This is a genomic window from Caulobacter sp. (assembly GCF_017744445.1).
Classification (GTDB): Bacteria; Pseudomonadota; Alphaproteobacteria; order Caulobacterales; family Caulobacteraceae; genus Caulobacter.
The window spans coordinates 424,474-451,097 of record NZ_JAGIBH010000001.1 but is presented as its reverse complement, the minus strand read 5'-3'; the positions used below and the strand labels follow the sequence as shown (position 1 = coordinate 451,097).

Annotated in this window: 26 protein-coding genes and 1 pseudogene; 7 read left to right on the top strand and 20 right to left on the bottom strand. The window is 68.3% G+C overall.

The window, feature by feature from the left end:
• Nucleotides 1-103: 103 nt before the first annotated feature.
• The 9 genes and pseudogenes from J7528_RS02230 to J7528_RS02190 all read right to left on the bottom strand — a co-directional run bounded on the left by J7528_RS02230 (nucleotide 104) and on the right by J7528_RS02190 (nucleotide 9,227).
• Complete coding sequence (locus tag J7528_RS02230; RefSeq protein ID WP_291870879.1) at nucleotides 104-1,162, bottom strand: helix-turn-helix domain-containing protein; 1,059 nt, start codon at nucleotides 1,160-1,162, stop codon at nucleotides 104-106.
• Between the two features lie 161 nt (nucleotides 1,163-1,323).
• On the bottom strand, nucleotides 1,324-3,588 hold the full coding sequence (gene ptsP / locus J7528_RS02225; RefSeq protein WP_291870877.1) for a phosphoenolpyruvate--protein phosphotransferase: 2,265 nt from the start codon (nucleotides 3,586-3,588) through the stop codon (nucleotides 1,324-1,326).
• Between the two features lie 242 nt (nucleotides 3,589-3,830).
• The gene (locus tag J7528_RS02220) at nucleotides 3,831-4,187 is read right to left on the bottom strand and encodes a glycine zipper 2TM domain-containing protein (RefSeq protein ID WP_291870875.1); all 357 of its coding nucleotides are present in this window, start codon (nucleotides 4,185-4,187) and stop codon (nucleotides 3,831-3,833) included.
• 286 nt (nucleotides 4,188-4,473) lie between these two features.
• Entirely contained in the window at nucleotides 4,474-5,412 is a 939-nt protein-coding gene (locus tag J7528_RS02215; RefSeq protein WP_291870873.1) for a DMT family transporter, read from the bottom strand.
• 65 nt (nucleotides 5,413-5,477) lie between these two features.
• A pseudogene (locus J7528_RS02210) lies at nucleotides 5,478-5,625 on the bottom strand (hypothetical protein); the annotation flags it as partial.
• Nucleotides 5,607-6,338, bottom strand: coding sequence for an AraC family transcriptional regulator (locus J7528_RS02205; RefSeq protein ID WP_291870871.1), 732 nt, complete (start codon nucleotides 6,336-6,338; stop codon nucleotides 5,607-5,609). The gene J7528_RS02205 and the pseudogene J7528_RS02210, both read right to left, overlap by 19 nt.
• A 168-nt stretch (nucleotides 6,339-6,506) precedes the next feature.
• Entirely contained in the window at nucleotides 6,507-6,971 is a 465-nt protein-coding gene (locus tag J7528_RS02200) for a hypothetical protein (protein ID WP_291870869.1), read from the bottom strand.
• Nucleotides 6,972-7,030: 59 nt separating this feature from the next.
• Nucleotides 7,031-8,278 carry an aspartate kinase gene (locus J7528_RS02195; protein WP_291870867.1) on the bottom strand — a complete coding sequence of 416 codons (1,248 nt, stop codon included), beginning with the start codon at nucleotides 8,276-8,278 and terminating at the stop codon, nucleotides 7,031-7,033.
• Between the two features lie 115 nt (nucleotides 8,279-8,393).
• A complete protein-coding gene (locus tag J7528_RS02190; protein WP_291870866.1) occupies nucleotides 8,394-9,227 on the bottom strand; it encodes a hypothetical protein in 834 nt (277 codons plus the stop codon).
• 261 nt (nucleotides 9,228-9,488) lie between these two features.
• On the opposite strand from J7528_RS02190, the gene ubiG reads away from it, so the two are divergent.
• From ubiG to J7528_RS02175, 3 genes are all read left to right on the top strand, one after another.
• Nucleotides 9,489-10,241, top strand: a complete 753-nt coding sequence (ubiG, locus tag J7528_RS02185; protein WP_291870864.1) for a bifunctional 2-polyprenyl-6-hydroxyphenol methylase/3-demethylubiquinol 3-O-methyltransferase UbiG — start codon at nucleotides 9,489-9,491, stop codon at nucleotides 10,239-10,241.
• A gap of 149 nt (nucleotides 10,242-10,390) precedes the next feature.
• Nucleotides 10,391-11,398, top strand: a complete 1,008-nt coding sequence (locus J7528_RS02180; protein ID WP_291870863.1) for a glycine zipper domain-containing protein — start codon at nucleotides 10,391-10,393, stop codon at nucleotides 11,396-11,398.
• 118 nt (nucleotides 11,399-11,516) lie between these two features.
• Nucleotides 11,517-11,816, top strand: coding sequence for a glycine zipper 2TM domain-containing protein (locus tag J7528_RS02175; RefSeq protein ID WP_291870861.1), 300 nt, complete (start codon nucleotides 11,517-11,519; stop codon nucleotides 11,814-11,816).
• Nucleotides 11,817-11,938: 122 nt separating this feature from the next.
• Here the strand turns inward: J7528_RS02175 and J7528_RS02170 are convergent, their stop codons facing one another.
• From J7528_RS02170 to J7528_RS02155, 4 genes are read right to left on the bottom strand one after another with little or no spacing between them, the layout of a single operon-like run.
• Nucleotides 11,939-12,373: a DUF1178 family protein gene (locus J7528_RS02170; protein WP_291870859.1), complete on the bottom strand. Its 435-nt coding sequence runs from the start codon at nucleotides 12,371-12,373 to the stop codon at nucleotides 11,939-11,941.
• A 19-nt stretch (nucleotides 12,374-12,392) separates the two neighbouring features.
• Nucleotides 12,393-13,214 carry a carbon-nitrogen hydrolase family protein gene (locus J7528_RS02165; protein ID WP_291870857.1) on the bottom strand — a complete coding sequence of 274 codons (822 nt, stop codon included), beginning with the start codon at nucleotides 13,212-13,214 and terminating at the stop codon, nucleotides 12,393-12,395.
• A complete protein-coding gene (gene grxC, locus J7528_RS02160) occupies nucleotides 13,211-13,465 on the bottom strand; it encodes a glutaredoxin 3 (RefSeq protein WP_291870855.1) in 255 nt (84 codons plus the stop codon). The genes J7528_RS02165 and grxC overlap by 4 nt, the downstream gene beginning before the upstream one ends.
• 31 nt (nucleotides 13,466-13,496) lie before the next feature.
• Entirely contained in the window at nucleotides 13,497-14,261 is a 765-nt protein-coding gene (locus J7528_RS02155; RefSeq protein ID WP_291870853.1) for a ComF family protein, read from the bottom strand.
• Here J7528_RS02155 and J7528_RS02150 point away from each other — a divergent pair.
• Nucleotides 14,261-15,172, top strand: a complete 912-nt coding sequence (locus J7528_RS02150; protein WP_291870851.1) for a methyltransferase domain-containing protein — start codon at nucleotides 14,261-14,263, stop codon at nucleotides 15,170-15,172. The genes J7528_RS02155 and J7528_RS02150 overlap by 1 nt on opposite strands.
• Here the strand turns inward: J7528_RS02150 and J7528_RS02145 are convergent.
• Nucleotides 15,169-15,405 (bottom strand): Flp family type IVb pilin, encoded by a 237-nt coding sequence (locus tag J7528_RS02145; RefSeq protein WP_291870849.1) that lies wholly within the window; start codon nucleotides 15,403-15,405, stop codon nucleotides 15,169-15,171. The two genes, J7528_RS02150 and J7528_RS02145, sit on opposite strands and share 4 nt — an antisense overlap.
• Nucleotides 15,321-15,725 carry an 8-oxo-dGTP diphosphatase MutT gene (gene mutT / locus J7528_RS02140; protein WP_291870847.1) on the bottom strand — a complete coding sequence of 135 codons (405 nt, stop codon included), beginning with the start codon at nucleotides 15,723-15,725 and terminating at the stop codon, nucleotides 15,321-15,323. The genes J7528_RS02145 and mutT overlap by 85 nt, the downstream gene beginning before the upstream one ends.
• A 105-nt stretch (nucleotides 15,726-15,830) precedes the next feature.
• On the opposite strand from mutT, the gene J7528_RS02135 reads away from it, so the two are divergent.
• From J7528_RS02135 to J7528_RS02125, 3 genes are all read left to right on the top strand, one after another.
• Nucleotides 15,831-16,277, top strand: a complete 447-nt coding sequence (locus tag J7528_RS02135) for a nuclear transport factor 2 family protein (RefSeq protein WP_291870846.1) — start codon at nucleotides 15,831-15,833, stop codon at nucleotides 16,275-16,277.
• Between the two features lie 356 nt (nucleotides 16,278-16,633).
• Entirely contained in the window at nucleotides 16,634-18,079 is a 1,446-nt protein-coding gene (locus J7528_RS02130; protein WP_291870844.1) for a DEAD/DEAH box helicase, read from the top strand.
• A gap of 212 nt (nucleotides 18,080-18,291) precedes the next feature.
• Nucleotides 18,292-20,499, top strand: a complete 2,208-nt coding sequence (locus tag J7528_RS02125; RefSeq protein ID WP_291870842.1) for a PAS domain-containing protein — start codon at nucleotides 18,292-18,294, stop codon at nucleotides 20,497-20,499.
• 137 nt (nucleotides 20,500-20,636) lie between these two features.
• Here the strand turns inward: J7528_RS02125 and J7528_RS02120 are convergent, their stop codons facing one another.
• The 5 genes from J7528_RS02120 to J7528_RS02100 form a co-directional block, all read right to left on the bottom strand.
• Complete coding sequence (locus J7528_RS02120) at nucleotides 20,637-22,187, bottom strand: hypothetical protein (protein ID WP_291870840.1); 1,551 nt, start codon at nucleotides 22,185-22,187, stop codon at nucleotides 20,637-20,639.
• Nucleotides 22,184-22,939: an ABC transporter ATP-binding protein gene (locus tag J7528_RS02115; RefSeq protein ID WP_291871311.1), complete on the bottom strand. Its 756-nt coding sequence runs from the start codon at nucleotides 22,937-22,939 to the stop codon at nucleotides 22,184-22,186. The genes J7528_RS02120 and J7528_RS02115 overlap by 4 nt, the downstream gene beginning before the upstream one ends.
• A 226-nt stretch (nucleotides 22,940-23,165) precedes the next feature.
• Nucleotides 23,166-25,307: a TonB-dependent siderophore receptor gene (locus tag J7528_RS02110; protein WP_291870838.1), complete on the bottom strand. Its 2,142-nt coding sequence runs from the start codon at nucleotides 25,305-25,307 to the stop codon at nucleotides 23,166-23,168.
• Between the two features lie 156 nt (nucleotides 25,308-25,463).
• Nucleotides 25,464-25,991, bottom strand: coding sequence for a hypothetical protein (locus J7528_RS02105; protein ID WP_291870836.1), 528 nt, complete (start codon nucleotides 25,989-25,991; stop codon nucleotides 25,464-25,466).
• A gap of 88 nt (nucleotides 25,992-26,079) precedes the next feature.
• Nucleotides 26,080-26,559, bottom strand: coding sequence for a hypothetical protein (locus tag J7528_RS02100; protein WP_291870834.1), 480 nt, complete (start codon nucleotides 26,557-26,559; stop codon nucleotides 26,080-26,082).
• Nucleotides 26,560-26,624 lie beyond the last annotated feature (65 nt).

Below are 26,624 nucleotides of genomic sequence, written 5' to 3'. Positions count from 1 at the left end.
CATCCGAAGAGGTTTGGGTGGGCGCGCCTGGGAGCGGCGCCGTCATCAGCGATGCTTGTGGGCTCGATCTGGGCCCCGGCTTTCGCCGGGGAGATCGGATTTATTATTGAAGCTTAGGCGCCGTCGGAGCCGCCACCGGAGCAGGCGCCGCCGGGACCAGCTTGCTCACCGCCGTCTGGTTCGACGTCAGACGCCCCGTCAGACGCCCGTTGAAATAGACGTCGAACAGGCTGGGCTCGACCACGTCCAGGATCAGGCCCGGGGTGTTGGGCGCGCGGTAGGCGTCGCCGGTCGAGAGCCAGCGGGTCATGTGAATGGTGCCGTCGGCGCGGCGCACGGTCAGGGCGCCGGCCTTGCGGGCCTGGATCAGGACGCCCGAGGCTTCAGCCGGCGAAGCGCCCAGCATCTGGCCCTTGGGCTTGAACTGCGAGCCGACCACGAACTGGTTGGCCGGATCCACGACGCCAGCCTTGGCTTCCGCTTCGGCGCGAGCCTTGGCGGCGGCCTTGGCGGCGTCGACCGAACCGCCGTTGGCGGCGGCGTCGTCCAGGCCGGGGGTCTTGTAGGGCTCGGGCGTGGTGCTCTCGACCGGGGCCGGCAGCGGCGCGCCCAGGGCGACCTGGTTGTTGCTGGCGTGAGCCTGGACCTGGGTGGAGGCGGCGGCGGGGGCCACCTGGGCCGGCGGTTCTTCCTTGGTGATGGCGCGCTGGGCCACGTTCCACAGCAGGATGGCGCCGACCACCAGCAGGCCGCCGGCGAAGATCAGGGCCAGGCGCGGGTCACGCTCACGGCGAACGCCGACCGGCGCGCGCAGCTCGGCGGCGTCGTTGTCGGGCGCATCGTTCTTGAAGCGGGCCACGGCGGCCTCGGCATCCAGGCCCAGCAGGCCGGCATAGGCGCGGACATAGCCGATGGTGAACGGGCGCGAGGGCAGGTCGTCGAAGCGCATATCCTCCAGCGCCTCGATATAGCTCTGGCGGATGCGGGTGGCGTCGGCCACGTCCTGGGTGTTGAGGCCGCGGAACTCGCGCGCCGCCTTCAGGGCCATGCCGATGTCGGCGCCCTCATCGATGGACGGGTGATGGACGGCGATCGGCGTATCATCCGTATCGGCGTCGGCGACGAGATGCAGACGTCTCACGTTGCCCGTATCCAGCGGCATGACTTGACTATACGCCCCCAAAACCGCGCCCCGCGCGAAGCGCGGCGCACTCCCCCACTCCGTATCGCACGGAGTTCTTAACAAGTGTTTGGGATAACAAACTAAGTAGCCGGATTCAATGGACTAAACGGCAGCGCTTGGTTAATGGCCAAGCTTTTCTTCTAAACGGCGACGTAAAGCTTCCGGGCCAAGGTTTCGATCTCGCCGCGCAAGGATCCGCTGGTCCCCTTCAGAAGGGCCTCGACATTGCGGCGCGCGGCTTCGCGATCGCACGACAGGACCATCTGCTTGACCGGGCCGATGCCGGCCGGCGGCATGCTAAGCCCTTCAAATCCCAGGGCGACCAGGGCGAAGGCCTCCAGCGGACGGCCGGCCATTTCACCGCATACGGACACTGGCGTGCCGGTGTCGGCGCAGGCCTGCTGGATGGTCTTCAGCGCGCGCAGGGCGGCCGGCGACAACGGATCATAGCGGTCGGAGACGCGCGGATTACCCCGGTCGGCGGCGAACAGGTACTGCATCAGGTCGTTGGTGCCGACCGAAACGAAGTCGGTCATCGGCAGCAGTGCGTCGAGATGCCACAGCAGCGACGGGGCCTCGACCATCGCCCCGACGTCCAGGCGCGCCGGCGCGGGACGACCGCGCTTCAGCGCCCAGGCGACCTCCTGATCCACGAAGGACCGAGCGGCGCGGAACTCGTCCACATTGGCCACCAGCGGGAACATGATCCGCAGCGGCCGGCCGTTGGCGGCCTTGACCAGGGCGCGGATCTGCATCCGCAGCAGGGCCGGACGGTCCAGGCCCATGCGCACGGCGCGCCAGCCCAGGGCCGGATTGTCCTCGCGCTCCAGCTCCATGTACGGCAGCAGCTTGTCGCCGCCCAGGTCGAGCGTGCGGAAGGTCACCGGCATGCCGTCGGCGGCCTCCAGCACCTTTTCGTACAGCGCCGTCTGGGCCTCCAGGCGCGGCAGCTCCTCGGCGACCATGAACTGGAACTCTGTGCGGAACAGGCCGATGCCCTCGGCCCCGGTCTCGGCCAGGATGTCCAGGTCGACGGCCAGGCCAGCGTTCATCAGGAGGGTGATCTTGGCCCCGTCCTTGGTGATCGGCGGAGTGTCGCGCAGACGGGCGAACTCGGCCTTGCGCTGGGCGCGGACCTCCATCCGGACCTTCAGCGCCTTCACGACGTCCGGACGCGGACGCAGCCAGGCCTCTTGCGTCTCGGCGTCGACGACCACGGGGTCGCCCTCGCTGACCCGGTCGCGCAGGCCGGCCAGGCGGCCGACGCACGGGATGTCCAGGGCGCGGGCCACGATGCCGGCGTGGCTGGCGGCCGAGCCTTCCTCGAGCAGGATGCCCTTCAGCTTGGTACGGTCGTATTCCAAGAGGTCGGCCGGCCCCAGGTTCCGGGCGATCAAGATGGCGTCGTCGGGCAGCACGCGCACGGCGTGGACGTCGCCCGACAGGTGGCGCAGCAGGCGGTCGTTCAGGTCTTCCAGGTCGTGCAGCCGCTCGCGCAGATAAGGATCGCGGGCTTGGCCCAGACGGGCGCGGTGCTCGGAGCGGACACGTTCGACGGCGGCCTCGGCGGTCAGGCCCGAGCGCACGGCTTCCTGCAAAGACCGGTTCCAGCCCCGGTCGTGGGCGAACAGGCGATAGGTCTCCAGCACCTCGTACGAGGCGCCGACCAGGCCATGCTGGCCCTCCAGCATCTCGTCGATCTGGGTCTGCAGCTGCTCGATGGCGTAGGTCAGCCGCGCTTCCTCGGCCAGGGCGTCGTCCGACAGCAGGGTCTCGGGAACCACCGGCTGCTCGTGCAGCACGGCCACGCCGTAAGCCAGGCCTTCGGCGAAGCGCGAGCCCTTCAGCCGCTCGGGCTTGTGGGGGGCCAGCTCGACGTCCTTGAGCTCGTCGGCGCCGAGCAGCTCGCTGGAGCTGACCATCTCGGCCAGCACCATGGCGATGATCTGGAGGTCCTCGACCTCCTCCTCGTCATAGACCCGCTCGGTGCGGTTCTGGACGACCAGCACGCCGATGGCCCGACCGCCGCGCAGCAGCGGCACGGCCAGGAAGGCGTGGTAGGGATCTTCGCCGGTTTCCGGGCGGTACGAGAACTGCGGATGGCTGGCGGCGTCCGACAGGTTCAACGGCCGGCCCAGGCGCATGGTCTCGCCGACCAGGCCCTCGCCCGGCTTCAGCCGCGTGACGTGGACGGCCTCGCGGGCCAGACCTTCGGTGGCGAACAGTTCGAGATCGCCGGACGCGCGGCGCAGATAGATCGAGCAGACCTCCGCCACCATCGAGATGGCGATGGTGCGCACGACCATGTCGAGCTTGGCCTGGGCGGGACCGCCCCCGGCCATCGCCTCGCGAATCTGCCGAAGCAGGCTGCGGGGTCCTCGAACGGCCATGCCGGATGCAGCCATCTCGCCTGCGCGTGCTCCCTACCCGAAAGACGGTTTAGCCCAGCTTCAAGCGCCAGGGGTTAAAGACCGTCCGTCTTCTAGATGGGGGCTATAGCAGATTTCGCCCGCGCGAAAGCGGCCTAGGTCAACCGAACGTCGATTAGGTGTAGAGGCACGAAAAAGCGCCGCCCGGTTTTGCCGGACGGCGCAGTGTTGCACGCTAGGGGAGGGATCAGGAAACTCTAGCGGCGAAAGGCGGGTGACTAGCGGCGATAGCCGTAGTCGCGGGCGTCATAGCGGTTGCCGTAACGGTCGTAGGCATAGCGATTGTTCTGATAACCGCGCTGGTTGTAGTAGCGGTTGTCGTAGCGCGGAGCCGTACGGTAGCCGTAGCGGTAGTCCTTCTTCTTGGCCGTCGTCGCGCCCAGGGCCGCGCCGGCGACCGCGCCGATGGCGACCGCTTCGGTCTTGCCGTTGCCGACAGCCGCGCCGGCCACGCCGCCGATCACCGCGCCCAGGATGGCGCGTTCGGTCTTGCTGGCGGCGAAGGCCGACGAGGCGGGGATGATCATCGCGGCGGTGACGGTCGCGGCGATCGCAGTCTTGGTGAAGGTCTTCATGACAAACTCCTTTTCCAGATGCGTCGCCCCCAAACCAATTCTGGGCGGCGCTGTTGATGTCTGTTGTAAGGGGGTCTGCCTGAACCTGATTTGAACCACGCCGTTCAGGTTCGCGTCATGTTGAGAAAAAGTTTTGAGGGCCTCTCCTCCCCCGCTTCCCCGGCGAAAGCCGGGGCCCAGATGGAGGAGCGCTGGGGCGGGTTCTAGAGGCGCTGCGCTTTTCCAATCACCCCAGCGCCATGAGATCTGGGCCCCGGCTTTCGCCGGGGAAACGGGGGTGGGGTAGCTAAGCCGGACTGGCGGCCGGCCGATGCAGCCGCACCGACCACAGCACGCCCACCAGCATCAGCACGATCGCCGCCGTCTCCAGACCGCGCGGCCAGCGGCCTTCATGCAGGAAACCGTACAGCAGCGCGAACAGGGTCTCGAACACGATCAGCTGGCCCGACAGGCTGAGCGGCAAGAGCCGGCTGGCGGAATTCCACAGGCCGTTGCCGATCACCGAGGCGCCGATCGCCACCGCGAAACTGACCGTCCAGAACCAGGTCCAGTCGGCGGACGCGTGCACCTTCCTGCCCAGCAGAAACGCCGGGACCACCAGCAGCAACGACAGCAGCCCCGTGGCCAGGCCCGTCAGCAGCGACCACTCGTGGCTGGTGAACTTGGGCGTCGCGGCCAGCCGGCGGGCGTTCCAGACGGCGTAGGCGGTCCACATGGCCAGGGCCAGGGTCGCACCCAGGACGCCGACGACCTGCTTGCCGACGCCCACGCCGTGGCTGTCGGTAAAGACCGAGACATTGATGCACACCCCGCCGGCCACGATCAGGGCCAGCGGCGCGGCCAGGCGGCGGAGTGGAACGCCCTCCCCCGGCTTGGCGCCCACCAGGGTCACGGTCACCGGCAGCAGGCCGATGACCAGCGAGGCCAGGGCCACGCCCGAGCTCTGCACCGACACCGACAGGCCGACATAGTAGATCAGGTTGCCCAGCAGGCTCAGCAGGACCAGGTCGCGCCAGTCGCGCCCGTCCATCTTGCCCATCACCGTCTTCCAGCCGGGGACCAGCAGCACCGCCGACGCCAGCCCGTAGGCGATATAGCGCCCCGCCGTCATCTGCAGCGGCGTGAACGCGGCCAGCAGCTTGGGCGCCAGGAACACCCCGCCCCAGAACGCGCCGGCGACCAGGCCGCACAGCAAGCCGAGAACAAGATTGCGGGAGGTGTTCATGGGGCTGGCGTAGCAGGTCGCCGCCCGCCGGGCTTGGCGAAAGCTCCCGCAGGTTTGGCGTTTTCTCCCTCTCCCCTTGCGGGAGAGGGTGGCCCGCGCAGCGGCTCGGGTGAGGGGTCGCGCGGCGGATCGGGCTATCGACCCCTCATCCGTCGGCTTCGCCGACACCTTCTCCCGCAAGGGGAGAAGGGAAACTACCGTCGCTTCCGCCACGCCCCTGGCGTGACCCCCAGCACCGCCTTCATGCGCTTGGTGAGACCGCTCTGGTCCCCGTGCCCCGTGCGCACGGCGATCTCGGCGATCGACAGGCTGGTGTCCGACAGCAGCCTTTGCGCCGCCCGCAGCCGCGCGTCCGACAACGCCCCGTGCGGGGTGGTTCCGTAGACTTCCGAGAACCGTGCGAAGAAGCGGCTCTGGCTCATGCCAGCCTCGGCGGCCAGGTCGCGGACGGTCAGCGGCTGGTCGAAGCGCGCCTCGATCATCGCGGCGGCGCGGGCCAGGCGCGGATCCACATTGATCGGCGCGGCCGACAGACCGCGCAGCACGAGCGGGGTCCAGAGGGTCGCGACGCCAGTGTCGATCGCGCCCGGCGCCTCGCCGGCCAGATATTCGAGCAGGCCGCGCACCGCGCCGGTGACCGGGGCGAACGGCCGATCACGCAGGGCTTCGAACGGCTTCATCAGCGCCCCGCCGATGTCGGCGACCACGAACAGGTTCTCGCCGCAGGCGGCGAAGGCGTGGCGGGTTCCGGGCGGCACGACCGCCGCGCGGCCGGGATCGACGCGCCCGCCCTTGCCGTCGATCTCCATCTCCAGCACGCCCCGGCGCGGCAGCACGATCTGGTCGAAGCCATGGGCGTGCGGCGGCGCGTCCTCGCCATAACGGCGGAACGACAGTTCGGCGGGGGCCTGGAGATGATCGCCCATAGGCGGGACCCTACCCTATTCCCGTCTTCCCGGCGAAAGCCGGGACCCAGATCTCAGGGCGCTGGGGCTGACTGGAAAAACTCAGAGCCCGTAGAACCCACCGCAGCGCTCTTCCATCTGGGCCCCGGCTTTCGCCGGGAAGACGGAGGTTGGGAGTGGCGGATAGCCTCAGCCGTGCCCCGGCAGGGCCAGGGGCTCGCTGGCGTCGGCGACCAGGCGGCGGGCCTGTTCCAGCGCCGCGTCGATGTCGCTCTCGATGAACTCGACCTCGAGGTCGGTCAGCGGGTGCGGGGCGGCGACGACGTTGCGCAGATAGGCGCGCTTTTCCGGCTCGGTCATGGTCCACCAGCCGACGGTGTGGCCTTCCTCGATGACCGCGTCGCCCATGGCCAGGAGGTCGTCGGTGTCGAAGATCGGCTGGCCGGGCTTTTCCGGGAACCACTGGCCGTCGTCCGGCAGGGCCTGGTCCAGCTGGTTCAGCAGCGCCGCCAGCCATGGGCTGATCAGCAGCGGCTTCTCATAGCCGTCGCCGAACTTGGCGCGCAGCAACAGGTCGTAGAGCAGGTCCAGGCCGGCGTCGCCGTGGAAGGTGACGGTCTTGGCGTCGGGATCGAACTTGAAGACGTCGGACATGGGGGCTCCGTGGGCTTGGAGCCCCTCATAACGTCCGAACGCGACGTTTTGTAGAAGGACTAGAGTTGGTCCAGCCCGTACACCGCGTGCAGCGCGCGCACGGCCAGCTCGGTGTAGGCCGCGTCGATCAGGACCGAGATCTTGATCTCCGAGGTCGAGATGACCTGGATGTTGATGTTCTTCTCGGCCAGGGCCGCGAACATCGACTGGGCGACGCCGGCGTGCGAGCGCATGCCCACGCCGATGACCGAGACCTTGGCGACGTCCTCGTTCACCGCGACGTCCTCGAAGCCGATCTCGTCGCGCGCGGCCTGGACGATCTCGACGGCGCGAGCGGCGTCACGCTTGCCGACCGTGAACTCCATGTTGGCGGTGTCGGCGCTGCGGGCGCGCGACTGCACGATCATGTCGACGTTGACGTTGGCGTCGGCGAGGCGGCCGAAGATCTGCGAGGACACGCCCGGATGATCGGGCAGACCCAGCAGGGTGATCTTGGCTTCGTCGCGGCTGTAGGCGACGCCCGAGACGATGCGCTTTTCCATGATTTCTTCCTCGTCGCAGACGATCGTACCTTGGCCGGGGGCTTCCCCGGGTTCGACGAAACTCGACAGCACCCGCACCGGGACGCGATGGGCCATGGCCATCTCGACCGAACGGGTCTGCAGCACCTTGGCCCCCAGCGAGGCCATTTCAAGCATCTCTTCGTAGCTGATCTTGGCCAGGCGCTTGGCCTTGCTCTCGATCCGCGGGTCGGTCGTGTAGACGCCGTCCACGTCCGTATAGATGTCGCAAGCGCCCTTCACGGCGGCGGCGATCGCCACGGCCGAGGTGTCCGAGCCGCCACGGCCCAGAGTGGTGATGCGCTGCTTGGTCGTCACGCCCTGGAAGCCGGCGATGACGGCGATCTCGCCGTTCGCGAAGCACTCGTCCAGGTTCTCGGACGGGATGTCCTCGATGCGGGCGCTGCCGTGGGCTTCGTTCGTGATGATCGGCACCTGCCAACCCAGGAACGAGCGGGCCTTGTGACCCATGTTGCGCAGGGTCATGGCGAGGAGACCCGCGGTCACCTGCTCGCCCGACGCGACGACGGCGTCGTACTCGTCGTCCGACTCGGGAAGCCCCGCCGCGGCGCGGCCCGCGCCGTCCGTCCAGGCGACCAGTTCATTGGTCTTGCCCGACATGGCCGAGACCACCACCGCCACCTGCTTGCCCGTCGCCACCTCGGCCGCGACCAGGCGCGCCACCCGACGGATGCGCTCCAGGTCGGCCACCGACGTGCCGCCGAACTTCATCACCAACCGAGACACGTGCCTGTCACCTCGAAAACCGGTCAATTCTTGCGCGGAACGCGTTGCTACGCCCCCGCTCGCGCAAGCCGCCGCCTTCTAGCGACCTTGATGCGGCGCCGCAATGCTCTCGGGGCTATTTTGGGCTCGAAACGTCCGTAACCGGCGGAACCTTGAACGCCACCACCTGGCGGGTAGCCCGGTTGACGCCCCACAGCACGCGCTTGTCGTAGGGGTCCCAGGCGATCGCCTGACCCTCCACGGGAATCGCCAGGGTGGCGACCAGGTCCAGCGTGGCCCCGCCTTCGGTCGGGATCTTCAGGGCATACATCTCGGGCCGGTCATGGCCGGTGATGTAGAGCAGGCCGTCGTCGCTAAAGCCCCCGCCCGAGCAGCTGTAGGGCGCCATGCGCTCCAGCACGGCGTCCGGCAGGGCCCAGGCCCCGACGCGCCGCCACTGGTCGTCGTACTTCACCAGGGTGGTCCAGCGATGGTCACGCCCCGGCTCGCCGCCCTTGCTGTCGTAGTTGGCGAACATCGCCCACCAGAAGCCGTCATGGCGGTCCACCCAGGTCAGCGAGCCGATGCCCGGCCCCAGCGGAACGGTCCGCGTGTGGGTCATCTTCACCGGGTCGAAGATCTCCACCGCGCTGTTCTGCGGAACGCTGGGATAGTTCGAGCCGGCGCAGACCAGCTCCTTGCCCACGATCAGGCAGGCGTTCAGGTGCTTGAAGCGCACCGGGTCGCCGGTCCAGGTCGCCTGCCTGGCGCCGCTGACCTTGTCATAGCGGGCAATGCGGCCGTTATCGATGGCGTAGAGGTGGGTCTTGTCGGCCGCCACGCCCTGCTTGGCCTCCGGCGCGTCGAAGCGGCGCGTTTCGGTGGTCTGCAGGGTGGGTTCCTGGGCCAGCGCGCCTGACGCTGTGATGGCGACCATCGCCGCGGCGATCAGAAGACGTTTCAAGCGCATACCCTTTAGACCGGTCTCGGACGAATGTGCGCACCTTGGACGCGGATTGTGACGGCTGATTTGCCGATCCAAAGATCCCGTCTCCCCGGCGAAAGCCGGGGCCCAGATCGAGCCCCGGACGGGCGGAGGGTTGGCGCCGCCGTATCTCGGATCATCCCCAGACGCGCCGGATGAATCTGGGCCCCGGCTTTCGCCGGGGAAACGGATAAGACGGATAGAGGGGTGGTTCAGTTTGGAGTCGCCCTGCTCTAGAACACCCCCATGACGCAAGCAGCCGCCCCCTCCTGGAGCATCGACCCGGCCGACGTGGCGCGGTTCTCGGCGATCGCCGCCGAGTGGTGGGATCCGCGCGGCAAGTTCGCGCCGCTGCACGTCTTCAATCCCTGCCGCCTGGCCTTCATTCGCGAGCAGGCGCTGGAGCGGTTCGAGCGCGACGGCAACCTGCGCCAGCCGTTCGAGGGCCTCTCCTTGCTCGATATCGGCTGCGGCGGCGGGCTGCTGTCCGAGCCGATGGCGCGGCTGGGCTTTGACGTCACCGCCGTCGACGCCTCGGAAAAGAACATCAAGACCGCCGCGACCCACGCGGCCGAACAGGGCCTGACTATCGGCTATCGCCCCGCCACCGCCGAGCAGCTGCTGGCCGAGGGCGCGGGGCCGTTCGACGTGGTGCTGACCATGGAGGTCATCGAGCACGTCGCCGATCCCGGCGAGTTCCTGCGCACCTGCTCGCGGCTGCTCAAGCCCGGCGGCCTGATGATCGTCGCCACCCTGAACCGCACGCTGAAGGCGCTGGCCCTGGCCAAGATCGGCGCCGAGTACGTCCTGCGCTGGGTGCCGCCGGGCACCCACGAGTGGAAGCAGTTCCTGAAACCCGAAGAGCTGCGCGCCTTCGTCGCCGGCGAGCCCGTCCAGATGCACGGACCCTTCGGCGTGGCCTACAACCCGCTGACCGGCCGCTGGAGCCGCTCGGCCGATGTCGACATCAACTACATGATGACCGTCACCAAGGACTGACCCAAAAACTGACCGGGGGTTGTAAAGCTCAACATCCGGGAACTTAGCCCCGCCGCGAGCTTTTGTTTGCGCAGGGACAAGAACCCGGATTGGCGACCCGCTGTCGGGGGTCGGACGTCGATCCGTTCGAGTGGGAACGGAGACACCTAATGACCAGCAAGACCTTGGCCGCCGCCCTGGCCGCCACCGTGGCGTTTGGCGCGATCGCCCCGGCCTTCGCGCAGGATTCGGCCTATCAGCGCAGCCTGCAGAACTACGACAACCAGCGCGCCAACTACTACGACAAGGTGGCCGAATATCAGGACCGCCAGGCCGCCTACGAGCGCGACCGCGCCAACTACATCCGCAATCGCGACGACTATGACCGTCGTTACGGCCGCGGCGCCTATGACCGCCGCAATCCCAGCTTCGCCGAGCGCTACCGCGTCGCCCAGTATCGCGACAGCGCCGCCTACTATGCCGAGCAGGCCGAGTTCGAGCGGTCGCGCGCCACCTACGAACGCGCCCGCTACGACTATGACCGTCGCTACGGCGAAGGCAGCTATGACCGCCGCAACCCGCGCGAGGCCGATCGCTTCCGCACCGAGGGCGTCAGCTATACGTCCGGCTATAATGCCGACCGCGACCAGTGGGAGCGCGACCGCTCGCGCTATCTGAGCGCCCGCGACGACTATGATCGCCGCCGCGGCGCCGGCGCCTACGACCGTCGTTATCCGGGCGAGGCCAGCCGTTACAACACGCCTTACGCCGGCGGCTATGCGATCGACACCAGCGCCAACGTCAACTACCCCAACGACTGTCGCCAGGACGCCAAGCGCAACGCCACCGTCGGCGGCGTGATCGGGGCCCTGGCCGGCGCGGCCCTCGGCTCGAACGTCGCCGCCCGCAACGCCCGTCCGGAAGGCACCGTCCTGGGCGCCCTGGTCGGCGCCGGCGTCGGCGCGGCCGTGGGCAACGCCTCGGCCAAGTGCGACACGCGCGGCAACTACTACAGCTATGACCAGACCCAGCCCTATCGCTACAGCGACGGCCGCTACGCCGAAGCCAGCGAACGCTGCCGCCTGGCCCCGGCCCCGACCGAGTACAACGGCCGCGTCGAGCAGCGCTATGTCCGCGTCTGCCCCGACGCCGACGGCCGCTATCGCGTCGAAGGCTAACGCCCGATCGTAAGACCCAAGCTGGACGGTCGGATGCCCGACTTTCTGGAAACCGGCCGCCAGCTTGGGCGTTTACGAGATGAGGGATCGTACAAGAAACAATATTGGAGAGCTCGCCATGCGCGCCCGCCTGAAGACCATCGTCCTGGCCACCGTCGTCGGTTTCACCGTCAGCAGCGTGGCCATCACCGCCGCAGAAGCCCAGCAGCGCCGTGAGCGCGTGCTGGTCTGCAACAAGTCCAAGGCCAAGAACGGCGCTGTCATCGGCGCCCTCGGCGGCGCCCTGCTGGGCAACACCGTCGCCGGCCGCGGCAACAAGACCGAAGGCGCCCTGCTGGGCGCCGGCGTCGGCGGCCTGGCCGGTCACGAGATCGGCAAGGGCAAGAAGAAGTGCCACTACGAGTACCGCTATCGGTAAACGCGTAGCGGTTCTTCGGAAAGCCATAAGGGCGGCGGATCTTAAGGGTCCGCCGCCTTTTGCGTGTCACAGCCTCTGAAAACCCTCTCTCTATGAGAGAGGGCGAAGTAGACACAGCCCGCCTAATTCACGTCCGTCTTCTTCGGCGCCGCCGGCGGCAGGGCCGCGACCTTCACGCCGTCCTCGACCAGCGCCTTGACCTCGGTCGGCGAGGCTTCGCCGTAGATGCCGCGGTCCTCGGACTTGCCTTCGTGGATGGCGCGGGCCTCCTTGGCGAAGGCGTCGCCGACATAGTCGAAATTGTCCTCGACGTGCCGGCGGACCTCGCCCATGGCCGTCATCATCATCTCGCGCATCTTGGGGTCGACCTCGGGGGCCGCGCGCTGGGCCTTGGTGCCCGCCACGGCCGGGGCCATGATCTGCTTGGACACCCCGTGCGAGCCGCACACCGGGCACTCGACCAGCCCCCGCGCGGCCTGGTCGTCATAATCCGTCGACGAGCCGAACCAGCCCTCGAACTCATGGGCGTGATCGCACTGAAGCGCGTACTTGATCATGGGACGAGGATGAGGACTTTCAGGGCCCGACGAAAGGCCGGGCGTTCTTGAGGACCGGGATCGCCGCCCGCGCCTTGTCGGCGGCGGGCAGGTCGAGATCGGCCAGCAGCACGCCGGGCTCGTCGTGGTCAAGCTTGCCGATGACCTCGCCCCACGGGCCGATGGCGATCGAGCGCCCCCAGGTGCCGCGACCGTCCTCGTGGAAGCCGCCTTGCGCGGCGGCGATCACGAACGAGCCGGTCTCGATGGCGCGGGCGCGCAGCAGCACATCCCAGTGCGCCTCGCCCGTCGGACGGGTGAAGGCGGCCGGGGCCGTGATCACCGTCGCGCCGGCCAGCGCCAGCGCCCGGTGCAGGGCCGGAAAGCGCATGTCGTAGCAGATGGTCAGGCCGAACTTGGCCAGCGGCGTGTCGACCACCTGCGCCTTCTCGCCCGGCGTATAGGTCGCCGACTCCCGCGCCGTCTCACCGGTGGGCAGGTCGACGTCGAACATGTGCAGCTTGTCGTAGGTGGCCACGATCGCGCCGGTCGGGTCGATCACCGCCTGGCGGTTGGCCGCCTTGCCGTCTTCACGCAGCACCAGGGCCGAGCCGATGTCGATCCAGGTGCCGGTCTGCGCCGCGATCTCCCGCAGGCCGTTGACCACGACGTCGTCCTCCAGCGCCACCAGGGTCGGCAGCAGCTTGGCGCGGTCCTTCTGCAGGACGTTGGTGCATTCGGGCGTCAGCACGAACTGGGCCCCGCCGGCGATCGCCTCGCGCACCAGCGGCGCGACATGCTCCAGCGCCGCCGCGTGGGTGGCGGGCGTGCGCGTCTGGATCAGGCCGACTTTCAGGGTCATGCGACGAGAAGCGCGTCCAGCTTGCCCTCGCGCTCGAGGGCCATCATGTCGTCGCAGCCGCCGATGTGCTGCTCGCCCACGAAGATCTGCGGGAAGGTGGTGCGGCCCGACCGCTGCATCATCTCCTGACGGAGCGCGGGATCCATGCCGGCCTCGACCTCGGTGAAGTCGGCGCCCTTCTCGTCCAGCAGGGCGAGGGCGCGGGCGCAGTAGCCGCAGAACGGACGGGTGTAGATGGTGACGTGAGCCATGGTGCAGTCGATACCCTGGTGTTGTGCGTCCTCATATAGGACGCGCCTGCATTTCTGTAACGCGGGCGACGACAGATAACGTCACCGACGCCGCGCCGGCCGCCAGAAGCGCTCGCGCGCAACCCTCGGCCGTAGCGCCCGTGGTCAACACGTCATCAATGAGAACGATCCGGCGGCCATCAATCCGCGCACGCCTCGATTCGGGGACGGTGAAGGCGGCGGCGACGTTGCGGCGGCGGCCGGTGGCGGACTTGCCGCCCTGGCTGGCGGTGTCGCGTTTTCGAACGAGGACGTCGGGCATGTAGGCCACTCCCGCCGTCCGGGCCAAAGGCCGGGCGATCTCGGCGGCCTGGTTATAGCGGCGACTGAACAGGCGCGAACGGTGGACGGGCACGGGGACCACCGCGTCGGCATCGTCCAGCAGCTCCACCGCCGCCCGCGACAGCCAGCGGGCGAACAGCCGCGCCAGCTCGGGCTGGTCGGCGTGCTTCAGCTTAAGGATCAGGTCGCGCGAGTGCTCGTCATAGACACAAGCCGCCCGGCACCGCTGGAAGGCTCTGGGCTTGGCCTGGCAGGCGAGGCACCGCTGCAGCGCCATCTCGGCATAGGGCAGAGCCAGGCCGCAGCCGTCGCAGACCGGGTCGTCCAGAAAGGTCACCTTCGAGAACGCCCGCGCGGACAGCCCGCCGCTAAGCGCCGCCTCCCCGTCCAGGCTGGACGGCGGTAGCAACAGATCGAGGACGCTTCTCCCGACACCTTTCCAGAACGGTCCGGAATCGCCATGTTCCGCGCGCAATGACCACCTCGCCCCTGCTCTTCGACCGCGCCCTGCATCGCGCCCGTCTCGACCGCGCCGCGCCCGACTTCGCGGCCGCCGACTTCCTGAAGGCCCGGGCGGCCCAGGACGTGGTCATGCGGCTGGAGACGATCCTGCGACGCTTTCCGGTCGCCGTCGACCTCGGCGCGAGAAACGGACATTTTTTCAAGGCCTTGAGCGAGAGCGACGCCCGCGCCAACATCGACACGCTGATCGAGGCTGACCTGTCTGAGCGAATGCTGGGCGGCCGCGACGGCTTGCGCGTTGTGGCGGACGAAGAGCGCCTGCCGTTCGGAGACGGCACGCTGGATCTCGTCACCTCGACGCTGTCGCTGCACTGGACCAATGACCTGGTCGGCGCCCTGATCCAGATTCGCCGTGCGCTGAAGCCCGACGGCCTGTTCGTCGGCGCGATCTTCGGCGGGGCCACCCTGACCGAGCTGCGCCAGTGCCTGCTGGCCGCCGAGGCCGAGCTGTCGGACGGCGCGTCCATGCGCGTCTCGCCGTTCGCCGACGCCATCGACGCGGCGGGCCTGCTGCAACGGGCTGGTTTCGCCCTGCCCGTCGCCGACGTCGACCGCGTGAAGGTGCGCTACAGCCACCCGCTGAGCCTGCTGCAGGACCTGCGCCGCATGGGCGAGACCAGCGTGCTGATCGACCGCTCGCGGAAGCCCTTGGCCAAGAAGGTGCTGTTCCGGGCGATGGAGCTCTACGTCGAACGCTTCGCCGAGGCCGACGGCAAGGTTCCGGCCACGTTCGAGATCGTCTCGGTCACCGGCTGGGCGCCGCACGACAGTCAGCAGAAGCCGCTGCGGCCGGGCTCGGCCAAGATGCGGCTGGCGGATGCTTTGGGAACGACCGAAGAGTCGGCCGGAGATAAGGCCGGCTAGTTGCCGAAGCCGTCCGACGCCTTATTGAAGGCGCCCTTGATGGCCGCGCCGGAAGCGGTCACGGCGGCGGCGATGACGACGGTGATCAGGCCGACCAGCAGACCGACCTCGACGGCGGTCGCGCCGCTATCGTCATGCCAGAAACGGCTCAGAGCAGATCGCGCAGCCAGGCGACCAGCGGCTCGTCCGCGGGCGGCATCGGATAGTCCGTGAGCTTGTCGGGCTTCACCCATGCCAGCGCCTCATGCTCCTTGCGTGTCACCTGGCCCTCCCAGCGACGCAGCAGGTACAGTGGCATCATGAGGTGAAAAGACTCGTAACTGTGGGATGCAAAAACGAACGGCGCCAGGCAGGCCTGTGCGACGGTGATGCCCAGCTCCTCGTTCAGCTCGCGGATCAGGCATTCCTCGGGCGTCTCGCCCGGCTCGACCTTGCCGCCCGGAAACTCCCACAGGCCGGCCAGCTGCTTGCCCTGCGGCCGCTGGCAGATCAGCACCCGCCCGTCGACATCGATCAAGGCGGCGGCGGCGACGAGGACGATGGGCTTGGTCATGGGCTGGGTGTGGCGTGGCCCGGCGCGGCTGGCAAGGGCCAAGCGTCGCCGCAAGGTCGCCACATAACGTCGGTATGCCTCCCGCCGTCACTGGGAGGGAACCTCATGCACAAGACGCTCGCCATGCTGGTCGCCGGCGCGGCCCTGCTCGCCTCGGCCCCGGCCTTCGCGCAAGCTTCCAATCCGGAAGAGCCCGCCGTCCGCGCGGCGCTGGAGCACTACCTGGCCGGACACGCCACCGGCGATCCCAAGGCATTCCGCCAGGCCTTCCATGACGACGCCCGCCTGATGTGGATCCGCGACAACGCCTTGGTGCAGCGCTCGGACGACGAATATATCGGCGGCGCCACCGGCAAGCCCGCCGCCGACGAGGCCCAGCGCAAGCGCTGGATCGAGTCGATCTCGATCACCGGCTCGGCCGCCAGCGCCAAGATCGTGCTGGATTATCCGAACGCCGTCCTGACCGACTACATGCAGCTGCTGAAGACGCCCGAGGGCTGGAAGATCGTGCACAAGATCTTCGACGTGGCGCCGAAGAAACCGGCGGCTTAAACCTCTAGATGCTCCCCCGCGATGCGGGGGAGCTGTCGCGGAGCGACTGAGGGGGCGAGTGCTGCATAAGCCGAGCTAGCCCCCTCCGGCCCTCTGGGCCACCTCCCCCGCATCGCGGGGGAGGATCACCTTCCTTGACTTTTGCACTGCAACAAGCGATATCCGCCTCGCGCCCCATCGGCGCTATCGGTGCTCCAGCCGCGTGAGGGTCCTTTTCGGACCAGCCTGTCGAGCGCCCTGAAGAGCTTCTCATTAGAGAGCCCGTGCACGCGGGGCGCTCCCCGACAGACTAGCCGACAGGCCAGCCTTGCGAGGACGCATGGGCTGCATTCGGCGCATGATTAAGACAGACATCCGTGACTCAATTCGCTGACCTTGGCCTGGCCAAGCCGCTGCTGAAGGCGCTGGCTGAAAAAGGCTACAAGGAACCCACCCCGATCCAGGCCCAGGCCATCCCGGTGGTCCTGCAAGGCAAGGACCTGCTGGGCATCGCCCAGACCGGCACCGGCAAGACCGCCGCCTTCGCCCTGCCGATCCTTCAGCGCCTGGCCGAAGACCGTAAGCCGGCCCCGCGCCGCGGCTTCCGCTGCCTGGTCCTTTCCCCGACCCGCGAACTCGCGACGCAAATTGCCGAGAACTTCAAGGCCTACGCCGTCCACATGGGCCTGTCGGTCCACACGATCTACGGCGGCGTGAAGTACGGCCCGCAGATGAAGGCCCTGGCCGGCGGCATCGACGTGCTGGTCGCCACCCCCGGCCGCCTGATGGACCACATGGCCGAGAAGTCGGCCGTGGTCTCGGGCACCGAGATCTTCGTCCTCGACGAAGCCGACCAGATGCTGGACCTGGGCTTTGTGGTGCCGATCCGCAAGATCGCCAGCCAGCTGACCAAGAACCGCCAGAACCTGTTCTTCTCGGCCACCATGCCCAGCGAGATCGGCAAGCTGGCCGGCGAGCTGCTGAAGGATCCGGTGCAGGTCTCGGTCGCGCCGCAGGCCACCACGGTCGAGCGCATCGACCAGCGCGTGCTGTTCATCGAGGCCCAGCGCAAGCGTCCGCTGCTGGCCGAGCTGTTCGCCGACAACAGCTTCTCGCGCACCATCGTCTTCACCCGCACCAAGCGCGGCGCCGACCGGGTGGCCAAGTACCTGAACGCCGCCGGCGTCGAGGCCGCCTCGATCCACGGCGACAAGACCCAGGGCCAGCGCGAACGCGCTCTCGCCGCCTTCAAGGCCGGCGAGATGCGGGCCCTGGTGGCGACCGACATCGCCGCGCGCGGCATCGACGTCAACGACGTCAGCCACGTGATCAACTACGAGCTGCCCAACGTCCCGGAGGCCTATGTCCACCGGATCGGCCGCACCGCCCGCAAGGGCAAGGATGGCATCGCCATCAGCTTCTGCGCCGATGACGAGCGTAACCTGCTGAAGGACATCCAGAAGGCCACCCGCCAGCAGATCCCGTCCTTCGACCGTCGCAACGACAAGCAGCTGGCGGCCGCCGCGGCCGTCGCCGACAAGCTGGTCCCGGCCGAGAAGTACGTCGATCCGCGCAAGGCCGACCCGCGCAACGACGTGCCGTCGGAACTGCGCCGCAAGCGTAACCGCAACGGCAATCGCAACGGCGGCCAGGGTGGCGGCGGCGGTCGCTCCGAGGGCGGACAAAAGGCGCAGGGCAAGGGTCCGCAACGCCAGGGTCGCGGTCAGGGCCAAGGCCAGAAGGCCGGGGGTCCCCGGAACGAGTTCCGCGGACCCAAGCGCGACGCCGCGCCGGCCGAGAAGCGCTGGTCGCCCATCGACTAAGCGGAAATAAAACAAAGGGTTGTAAAACGGGGCGGCGAAAGCTGCCCCGTTTGTATGTCTGCGTCCTTTCGTTACAGCGCAGCTTGTGTCCGCCTCGTCTATAGGGTCACCTAAACGACGGGCCAGCCAAGTGGCTGGATGGGGGACCGACTGCGATGGGCGAGGGTGAACCACGCGCCACGCCTGTACTGACACGCATCGCGGGCGGCGAGATGGCTGCTCGCGTCATCGCCTTCGACTGGTCGACGACGCCCTTGGGCGCGCGGGACGCCTGGTCCCCCGCCCTGCGTCTGGCCGTCGACATGATCCTGGCCGCCAACTTTCCCATGGCTCTGCGCTGGGGTCCCGAGCTGGTCCTGATCTATAACGACGCCTACGCCCCCGCCCTGCACCAGAACCATCCGCAGTCGCTGGGCATCCTGTTCAACCAGACCTCGCCCGAGTTCCAGGCCTCGATCCGCGCCCTGCACGATGACATCCTGGCCGGGACCAGCCCCGGCTACGCCTTCGAGAAGCTGCCCCTGCGCGTCACGCGCGGCGGCAAGCAGGAGCTGGGCTACTTCCGGGCCAGCTACAGCCCCGTGCCCGACGCCACGGCCGCCAACGGCATCGGAGGGGTGCTGGTCACCGCCGTCGAGATCTCGCAGTCCGTCGCCGCCGAAAAGACCCTGCGCACCACCCAGGAGCGCTACGCCATGGCCCGCGAGGTGGCCGGGGTGGTCGGGGCCTGGGAGTGGGACATCAAGGCCAACAAGGTCTATGCCGACGCCCGCTACGCCGAACTGCACAACGTCTCGCCCGAGTTCGCCGAGGCCGGCCTGCCGGCGCAGAGCTACACGCCCGCCGTCCACCCCGAGGACGCCGACCGCATCCGCGACATCGCCTTGAAGGCCGCCCAGGCCGGCGGCGACTTCTCCGGGGAGTACCGGCTGGTCCAGGCCGACGGCTCGATCCGCTGGGTCTATACGCGCGGCCGCGCCTATCTGGACGACGAGGGCCATCCGCACCGCAACACCGGCGTCATCGTCGACATCACCGAGCGCAAGCAGGTCGAGGAGGAACTCGCCACCGCCCGCGTCGGCCTCGACATCGCCGCTGAGTCCGCCGGGCTGGGGCGCTGGGACTATGATCCGAAGAGCGGCCGGCGTTTCTGGGATCCCCGGGTGCGCGCGATCTTCGGTGTCGCGCCCGATGTCCCCGCCTCCGCCGAGGCCTTCGCGGCTCTGGTGCATCCCGACGACGTGGAAGGGCTGAACGCCGCCATCGACGCGGCCATGGACCCGACAGGTCCAGGGGCGATCAACCGTGAGTACCGCATCCACCGCGGCGACGATGGCGCCCTGCGCTGGGTCGAGGCGTTCGGCCAGGCCTTCTTCGACGGCGACCAGTGCATCCGCTTCGTCGGCGTGGTCTCGGACGTCACCGCGCGCCGCGAGGCGGTCGAGCGCACGCTGCGCCAGGAAGAGACCCTGCGCCAGGCCGTCGACGCCGCCGATGTCGGCACGTGGGACCTGGACATCGACAGCGGGACCCTGACCTGGTCGGACCGCTGCTACCAGATGTTCGGCATGTCGCCGGGCGATCCGGTCGATGTCGAGACGGCCTATGCGCTGATCCATCCAGGCGACGTGGCCCGCGTGCGCGAGGCCACGCTGGAGGCGATGAACCCGGCCCTGCGCCCCGACTACGCCGTCGAGTACCGCGCCATCGGCCGCGATGACCATGTCGAGCGCTGGCTGGGCGTGAAGGGCAAGGTGTTCTTCGGCGACGACGGCAAGGCCCATCGCTTCGTCGGGGCCGTGGTCAACATCACCGACCGCAAGCGCTCGGAGCTGCACCTGCGGCTGCTGGTCAACGAGCTGAACCACCGGGTCAAGAACAGCCTCGCCACCATCCAGGCCATCGCCGCCCAGAGCTTCACCGGCGAGCGCGCCCTGCCCCAGGCCCAGGAAGCCTTCTCCAGCCGCATCGTCGCCCTGGCCGAGGCCCACGACCTCCTGACCCGCGAGAACTGGGAAGGCGCCGAGCTGCACGACGTCACCGCGCGGCTGGCGGCCCTGCACGGCGGCGCGGCGCGGTTCGACCTGTCGGGTCCTTCGATCCGCCTGTCGCCCAAGACGGCCCTGTCGCTGTCGATGGCGCTGCACGAACTGGCCACCAACGCCATGAAGTACGGGGCGCTGTCGACGCCCGAGGGCCGCATCCGCGTGGTCTGGGATTTCGCGCCGGAGCCAGGCGCGGCGCGGCTGGATTTGACCTGGACCGAAAGCGGCGGCCCGCTGGTCAAGCCGCCGACGGATCGCGGCTTCGGCTCGCGCCTGATCGAGCGGGGCCTGGCGGCGGAGCTGTCGGGCTCGGCGGCGATTGATTTTCAGCCGGATGGGGTGGTGTGTCGGATCCGGGCGTTGCTGGAGGCTTGAACCCCTCGTCCGATTTTCCCGGCCAAAGCCGGGACCCAGATCCCAAAGCACCAAGGCTGATGGGATGAATTCAGCGTTTGTGGAACCGACCCCAGCGCTTTTCCATCTGGGCCCCGGCTTTCGCCGGGGAAACGGAATTAGGTAGCCGCCGTCCTCAACGCCGCCCCGATCTGCTCGTCCGTCCGCCGCAGGGCCATCATCACCGCCCCCGCCACGATCAGCGGCAACAGCGCCCAGACATACCACCCCGCCACCGCCAGCGCCGTCGCGCCGCCGAACAGGAAGGCGATCAAGAGCTCGGCCAGGGCCGACAGGAACGAGCCCGTGCGCCGACGGCGGAAGTCGGCGCGCTTGCCGGGCTTCTGATGCCATATGCCGATCAGGCCCGAGCTCCAGGCCGTCAGGGCGGCGCCGATCGCGGTCCACAGGGCGGCCAGCGGCGCGAACCAGGCCAGGATCGCGATCGGGATCGCCAGCAGCACCGCCACCGGGATCAGGGCGGCCGTCAGCTTGGCGCGGCGCAGCACCTTCATCGGCGTCGGCGATATGGCCAGCAGGTCGGGCGTGTCCTCGGCCGAGACGGTGATCCAGATCAGGCTGCCGGCCACCTGGCCTGCCAGGAAGGTCACGGCGGCGGCCGGTCCGGCCAGGGCCCAGACCGGCAGGTGCGCGGCGCTGCGCGACATCGCGAACGCCAGGGGCACCATGTAGAGCACCCGCAGCAGCACCTGCGACAGCAGCGCCGCGTCGCGGCTGACCAGCCGCAGCTCCTTGCGGACCGTCGCCCGGAACGCGCCGGCGGCGAAGGCGCGGGTCGGGCCCTTGGCGGCCTTGCGGGTCTCGGCCCCTTGGGTGGCGGCGGCCGCGTCGGCGAACCGACGGCCCAGCACGCGGGCAGCGAATAGGAAGATGCCCGCCCCGATCAGCACGATGACCAACAACGGGACTGGCTGCCCTATCGCCGCCCTCAACGGCCAGTCGGCGAACGGCGGCAGGACGATCTTGCCATCACGGACGTCCAGGGCGATGCGGGCGAACAGGCTCTCGCTGGCGCGCTCGCCCATCAGGTTGCGGTACTGGCTGGCGAGGAAGAAGGCGGCGCCGATCAGGGCCGCCATCACCTGGGCCACGGTGCGCGTGCGGCGCGGGCCGATCAAAGCAAACAGCGCCATGGCCAGCAGCAGGCCCACGCCAGACGCTCCAAGCGCGGCGGCGCTCAGCACCACGAACACGCTGGCCCAGGCCCAGTGCCCCAGCACGATCGACGGCGTCAGCAGCAGCGCCGCCGGGACCAGGAACCAGAGCCCGGCATTGACCGCCAGGCCCAGGGCCCGGACGAACAGCACCTTCCTCGGCGCCAGGGGCGAGGAGAACAGCAGATCCAGGTCATTGCGCTCGTAGAGCGCGTCCGCCGAGGCCGCCAGGGTGGTCGACAGCATCAGGGTCAGGATCACCGCCAGGATCAGGTCGGCGATGATGCTGGACAGCGGGATGATCGGGACCTCGTGTCCCCGTACGGCCAGGCCCAGGAAGATCCCGCCGATCAGGATGATGCAGCCCAGCACGACAAAGGCGATGAACGCGCCCGGCCCGCTGGCCTTGCGCCCAGCCTTGAAGCCGCGCCAGTTCAGCCGCAGCTCGTGGGCCAGCAGCCAGGCCGTGCTGGCGGGCTTGAACGGCAGGCTCACGGCGCAACCGCCTCGGACGTGAGCTGCAGGAACACATCCTCCAGCGTCCGGCCGCTGGCCTCGCCGGCCTTGGACCGCAGCTCGTCCAGCGTGCCCTCGGCCATCAGCCGGCCGCCGGCGATGATGCCGATGCGGTCGGCCATGCGTTCGGCGACTTCCAGGATGTGGGTGGTCAGGATCACCGTGCCGCCGGCGTCGACGCGAGCCTGCAGCATGTCCTTCACCAGGCGCGCGGCGGCGGCGTCTAGGCCCGTCAGGGGCTCGTCGAGGATCAGCAGCTTGGGGTCGTGGATCAGGGCCCCGGCCACGGCGACCTTCTGCTTCATGCCGCGCGAGAAGCCCTCGCAGCGGCGGCGGGCCTCGGACGTCAGGCCCAGGGTCTCGAGCAGCTCTTCGGCCTTGGTCTTGGCGGCGCGCGGCTCGATGTTCCAGAGGCCGGCGACGAACTCCAGATATTCCAGCGGGGTGAGCTTGTCGTAGATCATCGCCTCGTCGGGGGCCCAGGCCAGCAGGGCCTTGGCCCCGGCGGGGTTCTTGCGGGCGTCGACGCCGAAGATCTCGACCTCGCCGCTGTCGGGCTGGGTCAGGCCGGCGACCATGCGCAGGGTGGTGGTCTTGCCCGCCCCGTTGGGACCCAGCAGGGCGTAGAGCTCGCCGGCATGAACCGTCAGGTCCAGGTCGGACACCGCGGGCTTGGCGAACGTCTTGTTCAACCCGCGAACGATCAAAGCTTCCGTCAAACCCGCCCCCAGCACTGCACGGCGGCGATGTGAGCCTGATGCGTGGGGAGTGGCAAGAAAAAGCGCCCGCCCTTTGAAGAAGAGCGGGCGCCTTTATCAAATCCCCCGATCATCCCCGCGAAAGCGGGGAACCAAGCTGGCTTTCAGGATCAGGTTAGGCTGAGCAATACCCGCTGCCTCCGCTTGGATCCCCGCTTTCGCGGGGATGGTCGGATTTGGGGTTGGCTCGAGATCTGCCCTAGAACGCGTACTTCAGCGCGACCGTGTAGTTGCGCGGCTCGCCATAGCGGTACTGGCTGTAGAAGCCGGTCTGGGCGTAGTAGGTCTTGTCCGTCAGGTTCTCGATATTGGCCTGGACCGACAGCTGGTCGTTGATCTCGTAACGGGCCATCAGGCTGACCAGCGTGTAGGACTTCTGAGCAAAGCTGAACGGCGCGCCGGTGACCGGGTTGGTCGAGGCCGAATAGGCCTCGCTCTGCCAGTTGACGCCGCCGCCCACCGTCAGGCCGCTGAGCGCGCCGGGCAGTTGGTAGGTCGTGAACAGCTTGAGCAGCTTGCGCGGGAAGGCGGTGTTGACCTTCACGTCGCTCTCGTCGCGCATCTGGAACTGGCTGTAGCCCAGCGAGATGTTCCAGTTGTCGACCGGCTTGCCGATCACCTCCAGCTCGAAGCCCTTGCTGGTCGCGCCCTTGGCCGCGATCGAGGCGCGGGTCGGCGGGGACGAGCCGGGGATGATGTGCGTCAGGTCCGGATCGGTCTGGGCCAGGTTGTCCTGGACGATGCGGAACACCGCGACCGAGGTCTGCAGCTTGTCGCCGAAGAAGGCGCTCTTCAGGCCCCCTTCCAGGCTCTCGCCGGTGATCGGCTTCAGATAGTCGCCCCGGAAGTCCTGAGCGTTCTGCGGCTGGAAGATCTCGGTGTAGCTGGCGTACAGGCGATGGTTCGGCGTCAGGTCGTACAGGGCGCCCAGATACGGCACCAGGACGTTGTCGTCGCCGAAGTCGAAGGTCCCGTAGTTGAAGCCCTTCTGGCGCCAGCTGGACAGGCGCGCGCCGCCGATGACCTTGAATTCGTCGGTGACGTTCAGGCGCGTGGCGACGTAGTAGCCGCTCTGGGTGATCGTCTGGTCGACGGTCGGCGACTTGGTCTTCGAGAAGGTCGGGTGCGGGATGGCCTGCCAGTCGAAGAAGCTGCCCGCCGTTGTCGCCGCGCTGGTGGCTGCGAAGGTGTCGGTGGTCAGGTGCTGCTTGCTGCCCAGCGCGCCCAGCACCAGTTCGTGCTGGCGGCCAAACAGGGTGTAGTCGCCCTTGACCTGCACATCGATGCTGTTCTGCAGGCTCTCGCCCTTGTCCTTGTAGGGGAACGGCGCCCACTGCCAGGTCCCGGCCGTCTTGTCGATCAGGCCCGACATGTAGAGCAGCTCGGTGCTCTGGGCGTTGCGGATCCAGTTGTAATTGACGCTCAGCGACCAGCCGTTGCCGAACTGGTGCGAGAGGTTGGCGAAGATGTTCTGGTTGGTGCTGTCCCAGTAGCTCCACTTGGCCGAGGCGGTCTTGGTGCGCGGCCAGATGGCGACGCCGCCGTCGCTGTAGAAGGTAGGCAGCGCGCCCCAGGCCGGCGCGTTCGGCGCGCCCTTCTGCTGGCTGGCGCCGACGCGCAGCAGCGTGGCGTCGTCCAGGTCGGCGTCGATGACCCCGTACAGCACCGACTTCTCGTTCTTGTACCAGTCGATGAAGTTCTCGGTCTTCTCGTACTTGGCCACGGCGCGGCCGCGGATCTTGCCGCTGGACGTCAGGGCGCCGGCGACGTCGGCCTGGACCTGGCGGTTGTTCCAGCTGCCGACGCTGGCGTTGATATAGCCGGTCAGCTCGGTGCTGGTCGCATGCTTGCGGACCAGGTTGATCGAGGCAGAAGGATCGCCCGCGCCGGTCATCAGGCCGGTGGCGCCGCGCACGATCTCGACGCGGTCATAGATCGACACGTCGGCGATGGTCTCGCCGGCGCCGCCCGCCAGGGTCCAGGCGGTCGGGACGCTGTCGATCTGGTAGTTCTTGATCTCGAAGCCACGCGCATTGAACGTGTTGCGCACGTCGTCGACCTGGTTGGCCGCGACGCCGACCGTATTCACGACCACGTCGGCCACGGTGCGCATGTTCTGGTCCAGGATGCGCTGGGCGGTGATCACGGTCACCGACTGCGGCGTCTCGCGCAGGGTCAGGCCCAGGCCCGTGGCCGTGTCGATGCGGTTGTTGATCGTGTACGAGCCGGTGATGACCACCTGGTCGACTTCGCTCGCGTCGGTCTTGACGTCCTGCGCCAGAGCCGGCGCCGCGAAGGCGAGAAAAGCGCTGCCTGCCAGCAGCGTGGTTTTGAAGATCATAGGACCTTACCCCCTGATATTGCGCGCCTTCCCGGCCAAACACACGAGCCGGGACAGGGCGGGATCGGCGCCGCGACGCCGAAAGATCGGGAGGCTATAACGAGCGTCACCTGCAATTGCAAATGACTCTCATGAAGAATTGGGTGACGGTTCCTTCTAGAACTTCGTCTTGCAGCCCTGCTTCAGGTGCACGCCGCGCAGGAAGCCGCGCCGGGCCAGGCCCGCATCGACCGCGGCGTTCATGCGACGGTCGTTGGGCGCCGCGCCGGTCACTTCGCGGACCAGGCCGCGGAAGGGGATGATGCTGTTGATGATGGTCTTGCCGCCTGCCTCGGCCAGCTTGCCGGCGCGGTTTTCCTCATAGGAGTTGCCGACGACGTAGTCGGGACCCAGCACGCCGTTCAGGGTGGTCACTTCCGAGGCGATCGCCTTGCAGGTCTTCAGGCCTTTCAGGCTGTAGGGGTCGGCATAGGCCTTTTCCAAGATCGGCGGGATCTCGCGCTTGGACATGCCGACGTCGCGGACCGGCTGGCTGCCGATTTCGGTGGCCTTCTTCTTGGCCTCGCCCCAGCGGCCGCCGGGCTCGTCCGGCGTGGAAGGCGGCTTGACCTGGGCCGAGGCGGCCAGCGGGGCTCCGAGCAGGACGGCGATCGTCCCGACCATGACGAAAATCTTCCGAGACATCCTAACGCCCTCCACCCAGGTAAACACCGATCAGGAACGGCATCACCGGCAAGCGGTTCCCCCTTGCGGGGCAAGGGGTCGCCAAAGCTTAGTTCGGCGGCGTCGCCGCTTCCAGTTCGAAGGCCGCGTCGAAGGCGTCTTCGCTGGGAACCTTGCCTTCCAGGGCGCCGATGAACAGGTCCTCCAGCGCGTCCCAGATGAAGGTCATCTGCTCCAGCACGGCCGGCACGCGGGCGGGCTCGAAGCCGGGATACAGGTCCTCGACCAGCCACAGGCCGGTCTGGCCGTCATACCCGAAGCGGCAGCCGATCAGGCGAAACTGGGCCAGGGCCATGGTCTCGAACAGCGCCGTCAGGTCGCGGGCCTCGGCCAGGTCCTCGGGGTCCAGGACCAGGCAGCGCACCTGCAGCCAGCCGTGGTCGGGCAGCAGGTAATAGGCGCCCTCCTCCTCGCCGCCGGAGACCTCCAGGCCGCGATCGATGGCGTCGACGACATAGCCGGCTTCGCGGCAGGCCTTGGAGAGGTCGGCCAGCAGGGCGGCTTCCTGGTCGGGGGTGAGGTCGGTCATTGGGGGGCTCCGGTCGTGTGTCGGTCGGGTTCTAGCACGAGCCAGCTCCCTCCTTCTCCCCTTGC